The organism is Mycobacterium syngnathidarum, assembly GCF_001942625.1.
Lineage (GTDB): Bacteria > Actinomycetota > Actinomycetes > Mycobacteriales > Mycobacteriaceae > Mycobacterium > Mycobacterium syngnathidarum.
The window spans coordinates 252,328-272,181 of record NZ_MLCL01000086.1 but is presented as its reverse complement, the minus strand read 5'-3'; the positions used below and the strand labels follow the sequence as shown (position 1 = coordinate 272,181).

Genomic DNA, 19,854 nt, shown 5'->3' with positions numbered 1-19,854 from the left:
ACGAGGGTAAAACTCATCGCACGGGCCGCGCGTCCTCCAGTTGGCGACGGACCTCCAACCGCCGGAGCTTTCCGGACGACGTCCGCGGCAAGGATCCCGGCGACATCAACACGACGTCGGCAGGCGTCACGCCGCACACCGATACGATTCGCCGGATCACCGCACTGCGAGTGGTGTCCTGCTCGGTACCGACGAACTCCGCTGCCACCAGCAGCCGCGACTGCGCGGCACCGGATTCCGTGCCCACCGCGACGACCGCACCTTCTCGCACACCGTCCACTTCACCCGCGACCTGCTCGATCTCGGTGGGGAAGATGTTGCGTCCGGCGATGGTGATCATCTCCTTGGAGCGCCCGCAGATCACCAGCGCGCCGTCGACGAGATAGCCGATGTCGCCGGTCGGGAACCACTGGCCGTTGCTGCCCGCGTCGACGGGGGCATCCCCCAGGTACGACGTCATCATCGACGAGCCGCGGATCTCGACTTCGCCGGCCGCGCCGGACTCGTCGTGCGCCGATGGCACGATTCGGACCTCCATACCCGGTACCGGACGACCCAGCAATGCAAAACGCCGGTCGGTGTCAGCGGCATCCGGAATGTCGATGCGCAGACCCTCCCCCGGGGCGGGGATGGTGACCGCGCACGTCGACTCGGCCATCCCATAGGCGGGCGCCATCGCTGCCGCGTCGAAGCCGAACCGGCTCATGCCGATGGTGAAGCGATCGACGCCGGCACAGTCGACGGGCTCGCCACCGTTGATCGCGATCCGCACCGCGCCCAGGTCGACGTCGGATACGCGGTTGGCGAAGCGGCCGAGCACCGAGTATCCGAAGTTCGGCCCAGCGGTGAAAGTCGCCGACGATTCGGACAGCCATTCTGCCCACCGCAGCGGCGCCGCCGAGAAGGCACCGGTCGGTGCCAGCCACAGCGGCATCCCGGACATCGTCGACGCCAACACCATCGCCAGGCCCATGTCGTGATAGATCGGCAACCAGGAACAGCCGACATCGTTGCGGCTCAGCGACAATCGCTGCGTGACCGCCAGGACATTGTTGAGCACGGCCTCCGGCGCCAAGGTCGCGGTACGCGGCGACCCGGTGGAGCCGGCCGTGCCCTGCAGGATCGCGACGTCGGCATGGTCGGGATACCGCAGCTGGGCCGACATGGGTGTGCGTGCGGCGTCGGCGGTGTCGCACACCGTCAGCGGGGAGTCCGCGGCCTGCAGCAGGTGCAGGGCGCTGCCATGGCTGAACACCGTCGTCACTCCGATACCGGCAAACCGGGACAGCGTGGCGTGCGCCCATTCCGACGGCTCGGCGCGCCGCTGCGGCCGTGGAAGGATCGATACCGCTGCGCCGGCGAGCCACGAACCCTGAATGGCGGCAATCATTTCCACGGTCGGCTCACCGACCAGCCCGACCGCGCCGGGGTGTTCCCGACCCAGTAGGTAGGCCGCGATGTGTTCAGCGATGCCGTGTACCTCGGGCCAGGGCCGGCGCTGCCAGGTGTCGGTGTCGCGATCGAGCACCACCAGGTCATGCGGCGAGCTGACCATCGCCTCCCGCAGGGCGCCTGCGAGCGGGTTCATGCCGCACTCCTGCCGTCGATGGCGAACTGCAGATCACCCACCGTGCGGCAGGCAATGAGGTCTTCCTCGTTGAGTTGCACGCCGAACTTCTCCTCGATCGCGACCAGGCCGACTGCGAACGAGACCGAATCCATGCCGAGGTCGTCCACCAGACGTGTACCTGCGCTCAGCGACTGACATGGCAGTTCGAGATCGTCACGCAAGACGGACACCAGTCCGTCGCTCACAGTGGTCGATGTCGATGAATTGGTAGCGGTCATATGTGAACATCCGGCTGGTCGAGACGCCCCAGCCACACCTTTCATTTCCGGGAAGGATCAATTGACTGCGTTGGAACCGACTGTCAGGCAGCCGGATTGACATGACTTGGCTCAAGCCATCCATTTCCGGGCGGTGTCCCGGTCGAGTTGGTAGAGCGCCATCCTGCGGTTGGACATCTCATGCTCGCCGAGGAACCGGCAACCAGCGAACTCGCACAACCCACGTACTGTGGTGTTGCGGTGGTCGGGGTCGAACATGATTCTCTGGCATTGGGGATCGGCGGTCAGGACACTGGCGACGATCTTGGGCAAGAGCATCGGGCCGAGACCCCGGTTGACCAACTCCTCGTCGGCGATCGCGCCGTGCAGACCGAGATCGTGGGGCTCGCTGTCATACCGGTCGGCAATGGAATCCTTCGCAGCGCGGTAGATTTCGAGATAGCCACGATCCACTCCACCGATGCTCAGCACGAGCGGCAGTGAATAGTCGCCTTCCACTTGGGCATTCAGATGCTTACGCCAGCGCTCCACCGGCCAGTCGTACTCCCAGGCCTTGGCGAGGTGCGGCCGGTTCATCCACTCGGCGATCATCGCGGCATCGCCATCGGTTGCCACTCGAATCTTGCTCGGTCGCAACAGCTGCGGTACGGGCGGTCCCGGCGTGAGGCGCACGGCGTCGGAGACGTTCTTCAGTTCCCGCGGCAGGACCGGGAAGCCCTCCCGCGATGACACCCACGCCAACTGCCCATCCCCCTGTCTCCCGCACAGGTCCGGGAGGCGCCACCTTGTGTGTGCGCCACCCCGGACCCGCGGCTTCCTCAGATCAGCGAGGGTGACACTAACCAAAACTTTTCCGTTGGTGGGGCGCCCCTTTCGGGACCCGTGGCGATGCCCGGTTCAGTTCAAAACCACCGTCAATATTCGGCGTCAATTTCCAAAACTGCAGCACAACAGTGCTTTTCGCGCCCCAGGAAAGGCACCCTCAGGCTTCCTGCCGACGTTGCTATCTGTGAATTGGCTGTGAGGGTCATTGCCGTGCGGCCTGTGGATCATGGCGAACGGCACTGCGCGGCAGCCAGGGTGGTTGTCGTCGGCTTTCGGCACCGAACGGCTCGTCACAGCCAAGCCTGCGGACGCAGACCGGCGCCCACGACGGTCTCGGTTCAGAAAACAATCGTCGAGGGCCGATTCGTGCGGCGGTGGTCAGCCCCAGATCGCCTGCAGCATCGCGATGGTGTCCAGTGTCTCCACGACATCGTGAACCCGGATGACATCGACGCCGGCGGCCCAGGCGGGCGCGACCGCGGCCAACGATCCGGCCAGCCGGTGCTCGACTCCGCGGCCGGTGACGTGCCCGATGAATGACTTTCGGCTGACACCCAGCAGCACCGGGAAGCGCCCGCTGCAGATCGCCGGAAGGTGACGCAGCAACTCCAAGTTGTGGTCGGCCGATTTTCCGAACCCGATACCGGGGTCGATCCACACGGGGTGCGCACCACCGGCGATAGCTGTCTGCGCGACGCCTGTGACAAAGCTGGTGACCTCGCTCACCACGTCGTCGTACTGCGGGAACACTCCTGCCAGGACGGGCACCGTGTGCGAGTGCATGCTCACATACCCGGCGCCGAGTTGCCCGGCCACGTCATAGAGTTTGCCCGAGACATCGTTGATGATTTGCGCACCGGCCGGTACGGCCGCCTCGGCCACTTCCCGATTGCGAGTGTCCACTGACACCGTGCCCAGGTGCGCCAGCCCGGCGACAACGGGGAGCACGCGGGCGAGTTCCTCGTCGACCGATACCGGGACGGCGCCCGGTCGAGTGGATTCGCCCCCGACGTCCACCGCCCACGCGCCGGCCTCGAACATGCGGCGTCCCGCCGCAATCGCGAGTGCAGTGACATCGAATCTGCTGTCAACCCAAAAAGAATCGGAGGTGGCATTCAACACGCCCATCACCCGCATCTGGGTGGGACTGGACCGTGCGTTCATCTCGGTCCGATCAGGACGCCTGTTCCGGCGACCAATACGCCAACATCTCGGCGAACGTCTCGAACGCCGGCCGGGAAACACCGTACGGCGCTTCGAAATGCAGGCTCAATGGATATCCGAGGTCGGCCACGCCGTCGATGACCTTCTTGTAGAGATCGACCAGTTGCCGCCGTTTGACGGCGGGCTCGCGGGCTGCCAGCGATGTGACGAAAGCCTGTTCTCGCGCGACGGCCTCGTTGCCCGGATCCTGGATCAGCCAGTCGATGAGGCCAACTCTGCTCTCCACCTTGGGTACAAACCCGAAGGACAAGAGAATTTCGGGCCTGTGATCGCTTTCCCGGGCGAACTCGCGCAGGAAGTCGACCACGGTGTCCGAATACAACAACTGGGTCATGGCAAAGGTGGCGCCCTTGTCGCACTTGAAGGCGAACCGGCCCTGTTCGCCCGTGCGGGTCGGGATTAGGATCACCCCGCGGTTCGCGACCAGGCCGTCGAATTTCGACAATGCGTCGGCCGGTGCGACACCCGTACCGTCGCCGTCGTTCATGGTGCGCGGCACACCGACGAAAATCACGCCGTCGAACCCGGCCGCAGTCAAACCGGTCAATCGATCGCGCAATACCGTTTCATCGGAGAACGAGGTGACCTGGGTGCACAACCCACGCACGCCCGGCAGCTCGGGCTGGATCACCGACCAGTACTCGAGCACGTCCATCTTGGGCTTCATCTCGATCGGCCGATCGCCGTCTTCGGCGATCATCGCCGGGATCATCACGTGCCCGAGACGCTCTCCCACACCGCTCTCGACGGACAGCCGCGCCACCTTCTGCGCTTCCTGCACGGCGGCGCCTACTCCGCGTTCGAGGTTCGGTGGGACCAATTCGAGCGCAACGGTATTCATGGCCACAACTACCTACTGACCGACAACGACGAGGAGGTCGCCGCCTTCGACTTGAGCGGTCCGCGCGACCGCGATTCTGCCGACCGTGCCCGATTCGGGCGCGGTGATCGCCGCTTCCATCTTCATCGCCTCGATGGTGGCGATCGATTGGCCTGCTTCGACGGTGTCCCCCTCGGCGACGTTGACCGTGACCACACCGGCGAACGGAGCGCCGATGTGTGCCGGGTTGGCCCGGTCGGCCTTCTCGGCAACCGGAACCTCGCCGGCGATACTGCGGTCGGCCACCACGATCGGCCGTAGCTGGCCGTTGAGGATGCACATCACCGTGCGCATTCCCCGCTCGTCGGGTTCTGAGATCGCCTCCAGTCCGATCAGCAGCTCGACACCGGGATCCAGTTTGACCCGGTGCTCCTCGCCGTGACGCAGGCCGTAGAAGAACTGGTTGGCGCTCAGCCGTGAGGTGTCGCCGTACGCGTCGCGGTGGGCCTCGAATTCGGCTGTGGGGCCCGGGAACAGCAACCTGTTGAGAGTTGCCTGGCGTTTCGGTCCCGGCGCGGCCAGTACGGTTTCGTCCTCCGCGGTCAACTCTTCGACCGGCCTGGCCGGCGCCCGGCCGTCGAGGGCCTTGGTGCGCAACGGTTCCGGCCAGCCGCCCGGAGGATCCCCGAGTTCGCCACGCAGGAATCCGATCACACTGTCGGGGATGTCGTAGCGAGCCGGATTCGCGGCGAAGTCATCGGCATCGACGCCCGCCCCGACCAGGGCCAGTGCCAGGTCTCCCACCACCTTGCTCGATGGGGTGACCTTCACCAGCCGGCCCAACATCCGGTCTGCGGCAGCGTAGTTCGCCTCGATGTCCTCGAAGCGGTCACCGAGTCCGAGGGCGATGGCCTGCTGACGAAGATTACTCAGCTGACCGCCGGGAATCTCGTGGGCATAGACCCGACCCGTCGGAGACGGAGGACTCGACGCCGCAACGTCGAAAGGCGCATAGACCTTGCGCAGTGCCTCCCAATACGGCTCAAGGTCACATACCGCATCGAGCGACAGTCCGGTGTCGTATTCGGTGTGCGCGGCGGCGGCCACGATCGAGGACAGTGCCGGCTGACTTGTCGTGCCCGCCAACGGAGCTGCGGCACCGTCGACGGCGTCGGCACCGGCCATCCACGCTGCCACATAGGTGGCCAGCTGCCCACCCGGAGTGTCGTGGGTGTGCACGTGCACCGGGAGGTCGAACCGCGACTTCAGGGCGGACACCAGCCTCGCGGCCGCGGGTGCCCGCAGCAAGCCGGCCATGTCCTTGATCGCGAGCACATGTGCTCCGGCCTCGACGATCTGCTCGGCCAACCGCAGGTAGTAGTCCAACGTGTAAAGCGACTCACGCGGGTCGGACAGGTCTCCGGTATAAGACATCGCGACTTCCGCGACCGTCGTACCGGTGTGGCGGACCGCGTCGATCGCCGGACGCATCGAATCCACATTGTTGAGTGCGTCGAAGATCCGGAAGATATCGACACCGGTCGCCGCCGCCTCATCGATGAACGCACGTGTCACCGTCTCCGGATACGGCGTGTAGCCCACCGTATTCCGTCCCCGCAACAACATCTGCAGGCAGATGTTGGGCAGCGCTTCGCGCAGCGCCGCCAACCGCTCCCATGGGTCCTGTTTGAGGAACCGTAGCGAGACGTCGTAGGTCGCGCCGCCCCAGCACTCGACGGAGAGCAGTTGCGGCATCGTCCTGGCGATGTACGGCGCGACGCGCAGCAGTCCGCTGGTCCGCAGCCGGGTAGCCAGCAGCGATTGATGAGCATCGCGAAAGGTGGTGTCGGTGATGCCGATTGCCCTGCTGTCGCGTAACCACGCAGCGAACCCTTCGGGCCCCAATTCGGTCAGGCGCTGCTTGGAGCCCGGGGGCGGGGCGATGCTCAGATCGCACTCGGGCAGCTTGTCGCGGGGATACACCGCCGACGGCCGCGGGCCATGCGGCTGGTTGACGGTGACATCGGCCAGGTAGTTGAGGATCCTGGTACCGCGGTCGGCGCTGCCGCGCGCGGTGAGCAGCTGGGGTCGCTGCTCGATGAACGATGTCGTGACCCGCCCCGCGACGAAGTCGGGATCGTCCAGAACTGCGGCCAGGAACGGGATGTTGGTCGAGACTCCGCGAATCCGAAATTCGGCGACCGCGCGTCGCGCCCGCGCTACCGCCGTCGAGAAGTCGCGACCGCGGCAGGTCAGCTTGACCAGCATCGAATCGAAATGCGCCGACACCTCGGCCCCGAGGTTGGTCCCACCATCCAGTCGGACGCCGGCGCCGCCTGGGGAGCGATATGCGGTGATGCGGCCGGTGTCGGGACGGAAGCCGTTGGAGGGGTCCTCGGTGGTGATCCGGCACTGCAAGGCAGCACCGCGAATCTTCAACGCGTCCTGCGCGAGGCCGAGATCGGACAGTGATTCCCCGCCCGCGATGCGCAGCTGACTCGACACCAGGTCGACATCGGTGATCTCCTCGGTCACCGTGTGCTCGACCTGAATCCGAGGGTTGCACTCGATGAACACGTGCCGGCCCCGCTCATCGAGTAGGAATTCCACCGTGCCGGCACAGGAATACCCGATCTGCCGGGCGAATGCCACAGCGTCAGCGCAAATCCGTTCCCGCAGATCGGGATCCAGATTCGGCGCCGGGGCGAGCTCGATGACCTTCTGGTGACGGCGCTGCACACTGCAGTCCCGCTCGAACAGGTGGATCACGTTGCCCTGCGTGTCTGCCAGGATCTGCACCTCGATATGACGCGGGTTGATCACTGCCTGCTCAAGAAATACCGTGGGATCCCCGAAGGCGGACTGCGCTTCCCGACTGGCGGCCTCGATCGCCTCCTTCAGCTCCGTCGGCTCGTTGACCCGCCGCATCCCTCGGCCGCCGCCACCGGCAACGGCTTTGACGAACACCGGGAAACTCATCGATTCGGCTGCGGCCAGCAGCTCTGAGACCGAGCTCGAGGGGGCCGAGGAAGCCAGCACCGGCAGGCCGGCCGTGCGGGCGGCGGCGATGGCGCGGGCTTTGTTGCCGGTCAGCTCCAGCACATCAGCCGACGGCCCCACGAACGTGATCCCCGCGTGCTCACACGCTCTCGCCAGATCCGGATTCTCGGAAAGAAAGCCGTACCCGGGGTAGATCGCGTCCGCGCCGGCCTCCCTGGCCACCCGGATGATCTCTTCGACCGAGAGGTAGGCGCGGACCGGATGTCCTTCCTCACCGATCTGGTAGGACTCGTCGGCCTTCAGCCGGTGCTGAGAATTTCGATCCTCGTACGGGTAGACGGCCACCGTCGAGAGTCCGAGCTCGTATGCCGCGCGAAACGCGCGGATGGCGATCTCACCTCGGTTGGCGACCAGAACCTTGTCGACCACTGTTTCCTTTCCTATCCCGCGAGCAGTCCCCTGGGTACCCCATCCGGGGTGCTTTCCGGGTACCTACGCATCTGCTCGTCGGAAAAACGCAAGCTAAGCCAGAGCCCGTTGCGGATGACCGCTGTAGTCGCTGAGCGGCCGGATGAGGGCGTTCGATGCCGCCTGCTCCATGATGTGTGCCGTCCAGCCGGTGATCCGGCTCATCACGAAAAGCGGTGTGAAGCTGGGGATGTCGAATCCCATCAGGTAGTAGGCCGGCCCGGTCGGAAAATCCAGGTTCGGCTTGATCTTGGTGGCCGCGAACATCGCGCTTTCCAGCACGTTGTAGATGTCCAACCAGCGCTGACCATCGCGCGCAGCCGCAACGTCTTGCAGAGCCGCCTTCATGGTGGGCACCCGGGAATCGCCGTTCTTGTAGACCCGGTGTCCGAAGCCCATCACCTTGTCCTTGCGGGACAACTTGCCGTGCAACCATTCCGCGGCATTGTCGGCGCTGCCGATCTCGAGCATGTCGTGCATGACTGCCTCGTTGGCACCACCGTGCAGCGAGCCCTTCAAGGCACCGATGGCGGCCGTGACCGCGCTGTAGATATCGGATTGCGTCGAGGTGACCACGCGGGCCGCGAACGTGGAGGCGTTGAAGCTGTGCTCCGCGTAGAGGACCATGGACTGCTCGAAGGCCTTGACGATCACCGGATCCGGCACCTCGCCGAAGCACATGTTCAGAAAGTTCTCCGCATAGCCCATGTGGCTGTGCGGGGCGATCGGTTCCAGGCCCCGGCGCCGGCGCATATCGGCGGCAACGATGGTCGGTAGTACAGCAAACATCCGCAGCGACTTGGCGAAGTTGGCCGACGGGGCGCTGTCGTCCTCCTCCGGGTCTTCGGCGCCCAGATAGCTGATCGCGGTACGGACCACGTCCATCGGATGGCAGTTGTCGGGGATCTTGGCCAACAGTGACTGCATCGACCGGTCGATACGCCGGGACGCCCGTTCACGCTGGGAGAACAGGGCCAGTTCCTGATCCGTGGGGAGTTCCCCGTGCCACAGCAGGTAGGCCACCTGCTCGAAACTGCAGTGCACGGCCAGATCCTGAACGGCGTAACCCCGGTAGGTGAGCGAGTTGGTTTCCGGCACCACCTTGGAGATCGCGGTGGTGTCGACCACCACGCCCGCCAGGCCCTTGTGAATGCTCGGCTTGATCGTGTCGTTCGCGATAGCGGTCATCGTGTCGCCCCTTGCAGCGAGAAATTGTAGATATCCGAGTCGAACTGGTTGTAGTCGTTGTAACGCAGGAGCTCGTACAGCCGGCTTCGATGCTGCATCTGACCAAGAAGACCGGATTGTGTTCCTGCCGAGGAAATCTCACGTAGTCCCACCTCGACGGCGTGCATCGCCAGCCGCAGCGTAGTCACCGGGTAGATCACCATGTTGTAGCCGATCTCGGACAACTGCTGCGTCGTGAGCAGTTCAGACTTTCCGAACTCGGTCATGTTGGCCAGCAGCGGAACGTCGACCGCCTCCCGGAACTGTTCGAAATCCGCCGGGGTGTACAGAGCCTCGGTGAAGATCAGATCGGCGCCGGCATCCGCGTAGGCCTTGGCCCGGTCGATCGCCGCGGGGATCCCCTCGATCCCGGCGGCGTCCGTGCGGGCGCAGATGATGAAATTGGGATCACGGCGGGCCGAGACAGCGGCACGGAGTCGCTTGACCATCTCGGCGGTCTCCACCACGGCCTTCCCGTCGAGATGGCCGCACCGCTTCGGGTTCACCTGGTCTTCCAGGTGAAGCCCGGCCAGGCCCGCGTCTTCGAGCAACGTTACGGTACGGGCCGCGCTCATCGGTTCGCCGAACCCGGTATCGGCATCGATCAGCGTCGGAAGATCGGTGGCCGAAGCGATTTGGGCGCCACGCCCCGTCACCTCGGTCAACGTGGTCAAGCCGATGTCGGGCAGGCCCAAGTCCGCGGACAAGACCGCACCCGAGACGTAGACGCCGTCGAAGCCGATCTCGGCAACAAGCTTGGCCACCAGCGGCGAGAATGCCCCCGGAAAGCGCAGGAGCCGACCGGATTCCAGCCCGCGGCGCAGCTTCCGGCGCTTCTCCGCGGCCGGGGTGGTGGAGCCGAGTAACCCGCCCCCACTCATCGGAAAATCCCCGAGGGAATCGTCGGCGCCTTGTCCAACACCCGCTGATCCACCCGAACGTTGAGGCCGGCCAGGCCGCCACCCTTGGTCGCCGAGATGTTCTCGACCGCAGTCAGGAAACGCTTCTGCTCTTCGGCTTCCACGACACCCTCGGCCAGTTCGGCGAACTTGGCGACATATTGCTCGCGCTCGAAAGGCCGGGCGCCCAGTGGGTGAGCGTCGGCGACCGCGAGCTCGTCGACGATGGTCTCGCCGCTCTTGAGGGTGATCACGGCCTTGGCGCCGAACGCCTTCTCGGCCGGATCGTTCGAGTGGTAGCGCCGGGTCCACTCGGGATCCTCGACCGTGGAGATCTTGCGCCACAGCTCGATGGTGTCGGGCCGGTGTGCTCGTTCTGGGGCGTAGGACCGTTCGTGGTGCCAGGTGCCGTCCTGCAGCGCGACGGCGAAGATGTACATCACCGAGTGGTCGAGCGTTTCGCGGGACGCGTCGGGATCGAACTTCTGCGGGTCGTTGGATCCGGTGCCGATCACCACGTGGGTGTGATGGCTGGTGTGCAGCACGATCGTGGCGATCTGGTCCAGGTCACCGATGCGTTCGCGCATCCGGCGGGCCAGGTCGATCGGCGCCTGGCTCTGGTACTCCGCCGAATGCTCCTTGGTGTAGGTGTCGAGGATGGCGCGCTTGGGCTCACCCGGCCCGGGCAGCGGGACCTGGTAGGTGTGGTTCGGACCGGACAGCAGCCAGGCGATCACACCGTCCTCGCCCTCCCAGATCGGCGCAGGCGATCCCTCGCCGCGCATCGCCCGGTCGACGGCCTCGATGGCCACCTTGCCGGCCCAGGCCGGCGCGTAGGCCTTCCAGCTGGAGATCAGTCCCTTGCGCGACTGCCGGGTGGCGGTAGTCAGGTGCAGGGCCTGACCGATTGCGGCATAGATGGTTTCGGGATCGAGCCGCAGCATGGTGCCCAATCCGGCTGCGACCGAAGGCCCCAGGTGCGCAACATGGTCGATCTTGTGCTCGTGCAGGCAGATGCCCTTGACCAGGTCGACCTGCACCTCGTAGGCGGTCGCGATACCGCGGATCAGGTCTGCTCCGCCGACGCCGAGCTGCTGCGCCACCGCGACCAGAGCCGGGATGTTGTCGCCCGGGTGGGAGTATTCGGCGGCCAGGAACGTGTCGTGGAAATCCAGTTCCCGCACTGCCACACCGTTGGCCCACGCCGCCCATTCGGGCGAGACCGTGCCCTCGACGCCGAACACGGAAGCACCCCGCGGCGTCTTGTGCGCGAGCGCCTGCGCCCGGGCGACCGTCACCGGACGGCGAATCACCGACGCCGCCGACACCGCGGCGTTGTCGATTATCCGGTTGACCACCATCGCCTCGGTCTCGGGCAGTACGGCGACCGGATCGGCAGCGATCTCGGCGATCTTCCAAGCCAGGTGCTCGCTACGCGGGAAGTCCTCGGCGCTGCGTCGGGTTTTGACCTCGTGTTCAAGCATGATCCGCACGGTACGCACAGCGATTGACCAGCGGTAGTACCTGTAAATGCGTACTTTCGTGTCCTCTATGCGGCATTTTTTGCGAATGTTGCGAAAGCGGATGGGCGTAATCTCGTCAGCGGTGACCAAGACATTCGCCGGCGCCCGTCTGCGACGGCTACGCGATGAGAGAGGCCTGACACAGGTCGCGCTGGCGCGTGCCCTGGGACTGTCGACCAGCTACGTCAACCAACTGGAGAACGACCAGCGGCCGATCACGGTCCCCGTGTTGCTGGCTCTGTCCGATCGCTTCGATCTGCCGACCCAGTACTTCGCCCCCGATGCTGACGCACGGTTGGTGTCGGACCTGCGCGAGATCCTGGCCGACAGCGCCACCAGCTCGCAGATCGAGGAACTTGTCGCCCGTATGCCCGAGGTCGGTCAGACCATGGTGAGCATGCACCGCCGGCTGCACGATGCCACCGCCGAACTGGAGGCGGTTCACGGACGCGCCAACCTGGACGCCCAGTCGGGCGCGCAGCAGCCGATGCCGTTCGAGGAAGTGCGCGATTTCTTCTACGACCGGCGCAACTACGTCGACGCGCTTGACCGCGCCGCCGAGGATCTCTTCACCCGGTACCGACTGCAGATCGGCGGCCTCGACCGGCAATTGGCCGATCTGCTGTCCACCGAATTCGGCATTTCGGTGATCGTGGACGACGGAGATGTGTTGGGTGCCAACGTGAAACGTCGGTACCAGCCCGAAGCTGGGACGCTTCACGTGGCGCGCTGGTTGTTGCCCGGGCAGCGCGCGTTCCAACTCGCCACCCAGATCGCCTTGTTACTGCATTCCAAACTGATCGACTCGATCGTCGCCACCGATGACCAATTGAGCTCAGAGGCAAGGGATGTGGCCCGCATCGGGCTGGCCAACTACTTCGCCGGCGCCCTGCTGCTCCCCTACCGGATGTTCCTGTCGGCCGCCGAGGATCTACGCTACGACATCGACCAACTGGCCCGGCGTTTCGAGATGGGCTTCGAGACGATCTGCCACCGTCTGTCGACCCTGCAGCGCCCGGATGCGCGCGGAATCCCGTTCATCTTCGTCCGCACCGACAGTGCGGGAAACATCTCGAAGCGCCAGTCCGCCACAGCTTTTCACTTCTCTCGGGTGGGCGGAAACTGCCCGCTCTGGGTGGTGCACCAGGCGTTCTCTCGCCCCGGCGAGTTCCTGACCCAGGTGGCTCAGATGCCCGACGGCCGCAGCTATTTCTGGGTCGCGAGGACGTCGGGCTCGGTACCGAGCCGGTACCTGGGTACGCCGAAGAGCTTCGCCATCGGGCTGGGTTGCGACCTGAGCCACGCCGACAAGCTGGTGTACTCGGTGGGCATCGACCTGGGCGACCCCGAAGCCACGGTGCCCATCGGGGCGGGTTGCCGGATCTGCGACCGCCCGGCCTGCCCGCAACGCGCCTTCCCGTATGTCGGCAGGCCAGTCCACGTCGACCCGCGGACCAGCAGCAATCTGCCCTACTCTCCGACAGCCTGAGCAGGTGTGCGATCCCCGCGGTCGATGCGGGACAATGGCCCGGTGGACTGCGTGGTGGCACGAGAGGCGCTTTCGGCGCGCCTCGATGGGGAGCGTGAGCCGGTCCCCTCCGCGCGCGTCGACGAGCATCTGCGCGACTGCCGGGAATGCGCCGACTGGTATGACCGGGCCGGCGTTCAAGCCCTGCAACTGCGCGATCTGGCCAACACCGGATTGATGGGCGCGGTGAGTGGCCGCCCGAGCCGCGGGACGAGTGCGTTCGCCGGCCTCTGGGTGCGGCTGAACCGGCACCTGCTGGCCACCGCGATTGTCGTCGCCGGAGTCGCCCAGGTGGGTTTGGCGATCGCACAGGCAGTCGGCATCAATTTCGGAATGGTTGCCGCACATCACGGGTCGGCCAGCGGAGCTCACCTGCTGAACGAGTCCACGGCGTGGTCGGCGGCGCTGGGAATCGCGACGATTGCCATGGCCTTTCGCCGTCGGATCGCATCCGGTCTCGCCTGCGTGCTGGTGATCTACTGCGGATTCCTCGCCTATTACGTGGTGTCGGACGCGCTTGCGGGCCTCGTGACCCCCATCCGGGTACTCAGTCACCTGCCTGTGGCGTTGGCGGCGATCGTCTCGGTCTGGGCGTCGCGCACCGGACGCCCGCACGATCCGTCACCCACAGCCCAGGGTGACGATGAGAATTCGGGACCGGCCTCCCCGGCCGGCCGCCATCTGCGCGCGGCCGACGATCCCGCTGCCTGAACCGCTACACCATGACGCCGAACATGATCGCCATGCCGGCAGCCATCATCGCCCGGCACAACGTGGCGAAATGCGAGAACGACGATGTTCCGGACCGGTGACGCGCCGAGAAGTAGTGGTACAGCCAGCCCACTGCGGCGGTCCCGAATCCGATCGCCAGCAGCCAGCTGATCGCAGGGATCCACTGCGGCTGCACCGACATGGGCTCCATGGCGCTCGCCGCACCGCCGTCGTGGTGGATGTGCATCGTGGACATGGCATGGTCACCGTCGGACATCGTTTCGGTGGCGCGTGGAAGCAGCCTGCCGTTCATCGCGGCATACATCCACCCCATCGCCAGCATCATCGCGGCGTGATAGCCGTCGAGCAGGCGGCTGTGCGTCGCGGCGGACCGCGCCAGGCGGACAAGGAACCAGACGGCGGCGGCCGAAAAGAACAACATGGGCGCCACTGTCGGCAGCTGTGCGCCGCGCGGCCAGGCCATCGCCAGCATCGCTACGGCCATTGCCAGGTGGAGCACCTCGCTCGCCGCAATGCCCAACCGGCCACGAGAGCGCACACACGCATACGTGTATTCAGCAGCGCTCAGAGCGAACAACACCGTTACCACCCACCGGAGCGTGAGATCGGCGATCATCCAGAGTCCTGTCCGTGAGAGTGTCGGGGTGCGGCCGTTCCTCTGTTGGTCGCGGGCGCCTGCGCCAAAGTTCCCGCACCCATCAGCACTACGACATGTTGTCGTAGACTCGCCTGGCCGCGATGTTTGTGTTCCGCGGCGGAAGGCCGGTTCGACTATGGCGCGTGTGCAAATACCCGGTGGCACCGGCGTGTGGCGGGCTCGCTCGGCGCTGTTCGCCACCGTCGCCGCCTGCGCGGTGGCGCTGTTTTTGTGTGCGGTCCAGCTGGGCGCACAACGACTCGCCGTCGCGGGAATCGCCGATCCGGGAACGGCCACGAGCGCAGCCCGGCTGCTCGGCCACTGGACCGCGACGTTGGCCGCGGCCGTGTGCACCGGGGCGCTGGTCTGGATCGTGACGACCGCCACACCGCGTGACGACGGATGCATCGACGCCGGATCCTTTTCAGCGCACCTCCTGGTCGAGCGCGCCGCGGTCCTCTGGGCCTGTTGCGCGAGCGCCATGGTGGTCATCTCCGCATCGGCCGACGCGGGAATCCCCGTCACCCGCCTCGTCACCGGTCCCGGCCTCGGCAGCACCATCGCGGCGTCCGAGGTCGCGCGCGGGTGGTGCGTGGCTGCGATCTGCGCACTGGTGCTGGCCGTCGGCGTGCGGTTCACACTGCGCTGGATCGGCCACTGCGTGGCGCTGTTGCCCGCCTTGATCGCAGTACTCGCCGTTCCGGTGACCGGAAATGCCGGGCAGGGTCCGGATCATGACATCGCCACCAGCGCGGTGATCGTCTTCGCCGTCGCCGTCGCGGTGTGGGCGGGGACCAAGATCGTCGCCGCCGGGCTTCCCGACGCCGCGCTCGGCCGTCGCGTCCAGATGATGCATGTCGCTTGCGGGGCGGTGACCGTTGTTTACGGCGCTGCGCTGGCGACACTGATGTTGGGCGGGACACCGGTCCTGGGATCGACGTACGGGGTGGCCGTACTGGCCGCCGGGACACTGCTCACGCTGACCTGGATAGGCGACGGCGTACTTCTGCTGAAGCACCGACAGCCCTCACGCCTGGCGAACACCATGTCTGCCGCCGCGATGATCGTCGCATCCGCTGCGGTGGCACTGGCCGCGAACAGCGTGCCGCCCCGGTTCACGGTTCACCCGTTCTCCACGTGGGACGTCTTTTTGGGTTACCAACTCGATGCGCCTCCGAGCCCGCTCAGCTTGATCACCGCATGGCGGTTCGATCCACTGATCGGTACGGCAGCCATCGTGGTCGCACTGGGCTATCTGGTCGCCGCCGCAAGACTGCGGCGGCGCGGCGACCACTGGCCGGTAGGACGCACGATTGCCTGGACACTGGGGTGCGCGGCCCTGCTGATCACCACCAGTTCCGGAGTACGCGCCTACGGATCGGCGATGTTCAGCGTGCACATGGGCGAACACATGGCGCTGAACATGTTCGTCCCCGTGCTTCTGGTGCTCGGCGCACCGGTGACCCTGGCCCTGCGGGTGCTGCCGTCCGCGCCGAAAGATGCGGCTCCGGGCCCTCGCGAGTGGCTGATCTGGTTCGTGCATTCACCTGTGACGCGATTCGTGTCGCACCCGGTGACGGCGTTCGTCTTGTTCGTCGGGTCGCTGTACCTCGTCTACTTCACGCCCCTGTTCGACACCTTGATCCGGTATCACTGGGGCCACGAGTTCATGACCGTGCACTTCCTGCTCACCGGCTATCTGTATTACTGGGGAATCATCGGTATCGATCCCGGGCCGCGGCGGCTGCCTTTCCTGGGGCGGCTCGGCCTGCTGTTCGCCGTGATGCCCTTCCATGCTTTCTTTGGCATCGCGACGATGACGATGACGTCCTCTCTGGGCGAGAGCTTCTACCGATCCGTCAATCTGCCTTGGTTGCAGAGCATCTCGGACGACCAGCACATGGGCGGCGCCATCGCGTGGGGTTCGAGCGAGGTGCCGGTGATCATCGTGGTGGTCGCGCTGGTAGCCCAGTGGGCACGTCAGGACCGCCGGGCGGGAGCCCGCGAGGACCGCCACAGCGACCGCGGGTACGACGACGAACTCGACGCCTACAACGCGATGCTTCGCGAACTCTCCCGCACCCGGCGCTGAAATCGCAGTTCACCGGATGCGCGAGGCTACGCGATCAGTCGGATTGGTCGGAACCGCAGGTGCAGTTGCTCCCGCAGGTGCAGTTCTCGCACGTACAGTTCGGGTTGTCACACTTCGTCGATCCGGCTGTTTCATTGCTGGTCATGCATATGAGGTTACGCCCGATACCTGCTGATCAGGCCGCAACGGAACTAATCCCGGCGTGCCGCCGACCAATCAAAAGGGGCCATCGAGATCCACACCACACCGGCTGTCCGAAAGGTATTTTCAGTGACTCCTCAGGAGATGGCCGCGACGGTCGAGGCCGAACTGCGGGCCATCGAGCGCCGGGTGTTGGAGGATGTCTGGATCGGCGCCGCGCGAGCCCGAGTGCTGACAGCACTTGCCATCGCGGTGGCGGGGGCGGCCATCGCGTTGCGCGTCACCGGCGACATTCCCGCCGGCCCCACCCGCAACGGGCACTGGATATCGCTGGTCGCGATCTCGCTGTTCGCCCTGGCGTCGGTGGCATCGGCTTTCGCCCTGGTACGTCGCCGGTTTCGGTGGTGCTGCATGGCGACCTGCACATCGGCTGTCGCCACTGTGGGCGGCGCCGGGTCATTCTGGTGGCATCACACCGCGCACACCACCTCGTGGGTTCCGGCGGCACTCGGCACGCTCACCGTTGCGGCACTGACAGCGGGATGGCTGGGGGTGTGCCTGGCCCCGCTGGACTCGTCTCAGCCGGACATGCGGGCCGCGGGCCGCACTTCCGGTTGAGCATCGCCGAACGCATTCGGTTGGGCCGTACCGTAATTGCGCAACCGCAGACTGTTCGACACCACCAGGAACGATGACACCGCCATCGCCGCGCCCGCGATCAACGGGTTCAGCAAGCCCGCCGCGGCGATCGGTATGGCCGCGACGTTGTAGCCGAAAGCCCAGATCATGTTGACCTGAATGGTCCGCATCGTCGCGCGGGCCAGGCCGAGCGCCTGCGGGACCGAATCCAGGTTGTCGCGGACCAGGATGATGTCGGCTGCGCCGATGGCGACGTCGGTCCCGCGGCCGATGGCGAGGCCCAGGTCAGCGCACGCCAGGGCGGGACCGTCATTGATCCCGTCACCGACCATGGCCACCACCCGGCCCTGATCCCGCAGTTTCTCGATCGCGCCGACCTTGTCCTCGGGCAGCACCTCGGCAACCACGTCGTCGATGCCCACGGCCGCCCCGATCGCGGCGGCCGTCGCGGCGTTGTCACCGGTCAACAGCATGGTTTTCATGCCCTCGGCGTGAAGTCGTGCGATGGCACCGGCAGCCGACTCCTTGACGGCGTCAGCGATGCAGATGGCGCCGCAGACGGTGTCACCGTACGCGACGAACACGACTGTCTGGCCCTGTGACTCACCCGCCTTGCGGGCGGCAGCCAGGCCGGCCGGCACCACGCGGTCGCGGGTCACCCAGGCCGGCCGTCCGACCACCACGGCCACGCCGTCCACCGAGCCGGACACCCCGTGCCCCGCGAACGCCTGGAAGTCCTCGACGGCGGTGCCCTCACGTCCGGCGCGAGCAGTGACGATCGCGTGCGCGACGGGATGTTCGGATGCCGACTCGACGGCCGCCGCGTGTGCGAGAACGTCGTCCTCGGTCCATCCGTCGGCCGAGGTGACGGTGATGACCTGAGGCTGGCCGGTGGTCAGGGTGCCGGTCTTGTCGAACACCACGGTGTCGACCGCGCGGATCGCCTCCAAGGCCCGGTGCCCCTTGAGGAAGATCCCCAGCTGGGCACCGCGCCCCGAGGCCACCATCATCGCCGTCGGGGTCGCCAGCCCCAGCGCGCACGGGCAGGCGATCACCAGGACCGCCAGCGCGGCCGAGACGGCTCGATTGATGTCGCCGTCGAACAGCAGCCAACCGATCGCGGTTGCCGCCGCGATCACGAGCACACATGGCACGAACACCGAGGCGATGCGGTCGGCGAGGCGTTGTGCGTCAGCCTTTTGTGCCTGCGCCTGCTCGACGAGGCGGACCATCCCGGCGAACCGGGTGTCGGAGCCCACCGCGGCTGCCTCGACGATCAACCTGCCGTCGAGAACGACGGTACCGCCCACCACGCTCGAACCTTCGTGCGTCTGTACCGGTTTCGATTCCCCGGTCATCGCGCTGACGTCGACGGCGGCCGATCCGGAGACCACAAGGCCGTCGGCGGCGATGGCCTCACCCGGGCGAACGACGAATCGCTGTCCTTCTTTGAGTTCGTCGGCGGGAAGCACGAGTTCGCCGCCGTCGGCCAGCAGCACGGTCACCGATTTGGCCCCGAGCGCCGCAAGGGCCCGCAGGGCTCCCCCGGCGCGCGAGCGGGCCCGAGCCTCGAAGTACCGGCCGGCAAGCACGAAAACCGTTACCCCGGCAGCGACCTCAAGATAGATGGCGTCGCTGCCCAGCAGCGCCTGCCACACGCCCGCGGCGTGGTAGGTCTGGTGATCGAAGAAGATCGTGTACATCGACCAGACGGTGGCAGCGGTGACGCCGATGGAGATCAGGGTCTCCATGGTGGAGGTTCCGTGCCGGGCATTGCGCAGGGCCGCGCGATGGAACGGCCAGGCGGCCCAGGTGACGATCGGTGCGGCCAGCGCGGTGAGCACCCACTGCCATCCGGTGAATCTGGTGTCGGGTACCACGGCAAACATCACCGACAGATCGGCCAGGGGGATGAACAACACGGCGGCGATCGCGAGGCGCAGCAGCAGGCTGCGGGCGTGGTCGGCATCGGGGTCGACGTCGGTCGTGGCACGCTCGACTCGTGGTGCCGCCTGGTAGCCGGCCCGCTCGATGACCGCACACAGCTGCTCGACGCCGACGTCCGGGGTGGCTTCCACGGTGGCGACGCGTGTGGCGAAGTTCACTGACGCGCGCACCCCGTCGACCTTGTTGAGCTTGTTCTCCACGCGGGCAGCGCAGGCCCCACACGACATCCCTGTGACGTCGAGCGCAATGCGCTGGGTCGCCGCGTTGTCGGGGACAGTTGCTGTGGTCACCACTACTCCAATTG

Annotated in this window: 15 protein-coding genes; 4 read left to right on the top strand and 11 right to left on the bottom strand. The window is 66.1% G+C overall.

The features are described from left to right. Positions 1 to 13: 13 nt before the first annotated feature. The 9 genes from mbtM to prpD all read right to left on the bottom strand — a co-directional run bounded on the left by mbtM (position 14) and on the right by prpD (position 11,795). Positions 14 to 1,588 carry a long-chain-fatty acid--ACP ligase MbtM gene (mbtM, locus tag BKG60_RS25385; RefSeq protein WP_070943509.1) on the bottom strand — a complete coding sequence of 525 codons (1,575 nt, stop codon included), beginning with the start codon at positions 1,586 to 1,588 and terminating at the stop codon, positions 14 to 16. Next, a complete protein-coding gene (locus tag BKG60_RS25380) occupies positions 1,585 to 1,893 on the bottom strand; it encodes an acyl carrier protein (RefSeq protein ID WP_075910160.1) in 309 nt (102 codons plus the stop codon). Before BKG60_RS25380 ends, mbtM begins: the two co-directional genes overlap by 4 nt. Before the next feature lie 66 nt (positions 1,894 to 1,959). Beyond that, positions 1,960 to 2,580: a GNAT family N-acetyltransferase gene (locus BKG60_RS25375; protein WP_070943510.1), complete on the bottom strand. Its 621-nt coding sequence runs from the start codon at positions 2,578 to 2,580 to the stop codon at positions 1,960 to 1,962. 471 nt (positions 2,581 to 3,051) lie between these two features. Further along, complete coding sequence (gene folP / locus BKG60_RS25370; protein ID WP_070943511.1) at positions 3,052 to 3,837, bottom strand: dihydropteroate synthase; 786 nt, start codon at positions 3,835 to 3,837, stop codon at positions 3,052 to 3,054. A 10-nt stretch (positions 3,838 to 3,847) separates the two neighbouring features. Further along, positions 3,848 to 4,744 carry a mycobacterial-type methylenetetrahydrofolate reductase gene (locus BKG60_RS25365; protein WP_070943512.1) on the bottom strand — a complete coding sequence of 299 codons (897 nt, stop codon included), beginning with the start codon at positions 4,742 to 4,744 and terminating at the stop codon, positions 3,848 to 3,850. Positions 4,745 to 4,750: 6 nt separating this feature from the next. After that, positions 4,751 to 8,146, bottom strand: coding sequence for a pyruvate carboxylase (locus BKG60_RS25360; protein WP_070943513.1), 3,396 nt, complete (start codon positions 8,144 to 8,146; stop codon positions 4,751 to 4,753). 93 nt (positions 8,147 to 8,239) lie between these two features. Then, the gene (locus BKG60_RS25355) at positions 8,240 to 9,373 is read right to left on the bottom strand and encodes a bifunctional 2-methylcitrate synthase/citrate synthase (RefSeq protein WP_070185880.1); all 1,134 of its coding nucleotides are present in this window, start codon (positions 9,371 to 9,373) and stop codon (positions 8,240 to 8,242) included. Next, positions 9,370 to 10,293, bottom strand: coding sequence for a methylisocitrate lyase (gene prpB / locus BKG60_RS25350; RefSeq protein ID WP_070185879.1), 924 nt, complete (start codon positions 10,291 to 10,293; stop codon positions 9,370 to 9,372). Before prpB ends, BKG60_RS25355 begins: the two co-directional genes overlap by 4 nt. After that, positions 10,290 to 11,795 carry a 2-methylcitrate dehydratase PrpD gene (gene prpD, locus BKG60_RS25345; protein WP_070943574.1) on the bottom strand — a complete coding sequence of 502 codons (1,506 nt, stop codon included), beginning with the start codon at positions 11,793 to 11,795 and terminating at the stop codon, positions 10,290 to 10,292. Before prpD ends, prpB begins: the two co-directional genes overlap by 4 nt. Before the next feature lie 85 nt (positions 11,796 to 11,880). On the opposite strand from prpD, the gene BKG60_RS25340 reads away from it, so the two are divergent. Together BKG60_RS25340 and BKG60_RS25335 are read left to right on the top strand one after the other, a co-directional pair. Next, on the top strand, positions 11,881 to 13,323 hold the full coding sequence (locus BKG60_RS25340) for a short-chain fatty acyl-CoA regulator family protein (protein WP_374242897.1): 1,443 nt from the start codon (positions 11,881 to 11,883) through the stop codon (positions 13,321 to 13,323). Positions 13,324 to 13,329: 6 nt separating this feature from the next. Continuing rightward, positions 13,330 to 14,073: a DUF2275 domain-containing protein gene (locus BKG60_RS25335; protein WP_131823113.1), complete on the top strand. Its 744-nt coding sequence runs from the start codon at positions 13,330 to 13,332 to the stop codon at positions 14,071 to 14,073. 4 nt (positions 14,074 to 14,077) lie between these two features. Here BKG60_RS25335 and BKG60_RS25330 read toward each other — a convergent pair whose 3' ends face one another. Continuing rightward, positions 14,078 to 14,710, bottom strand: coding sequence for a DUF5134 domain-containing protein (locus BKG60_RS25330; protein WP_070943514.1), 633 nt, complete (start codon positions 14,708 to 14,710; stop codon positions 14,078 to 14,080). A 157-nt stretch (positions 14,711 to 14,867) separates the two neighbouring features. On the opposite strand from BKG60_RS25330, the gene BKG60_RS25325 reads away from it, so the two are divergent. Then, on the top strand, positions 14,868 to 16,823 hold the full coding sequence (locus BKG60_RS25325) for a cytochrome c oxidase assembly protein (protein WP_083339167.1): 1,956 nt from the start codon (positions 14,868 to 14,870) through the stop codon (positions 16,821 to 16,823). Between the two features lie 270 nt (positions 16,824 to 17,093). Further along, on the top strand, positions 17,094 to 17,582 hold the full coding sequence (locus tag BKG60_RS25320) for a hypothetical protein (protein ID WP_131823356.1): 489 nt from the start codon (positions 17,094 to 17,096) through the stop codon (positions 17,580 to 17,582). On the opposite strand, the gene BKG60_RS25315 is transcribed toward BKG60_RS25320, so the two are convergent. Continuing rightward, positions 17,543 to 19,840 (bottom strand): heavy metal translocating P-type ATPase, encoded by a 2,298-nt coding sequence (locus BKG60_RS25315; RefSeq protein WP_083339173.1) that lies wholly within the window; start codon positions 19,838 to 19,840, stop codon positions 17,543 to 17,545. The genes BKG60_RS25320 and BKG60_RS25315 overlap by 40 nt on opposite strands. Between the last annotated feature and the right edge of the window lie 14 nt (positions 19,841 to 19,854).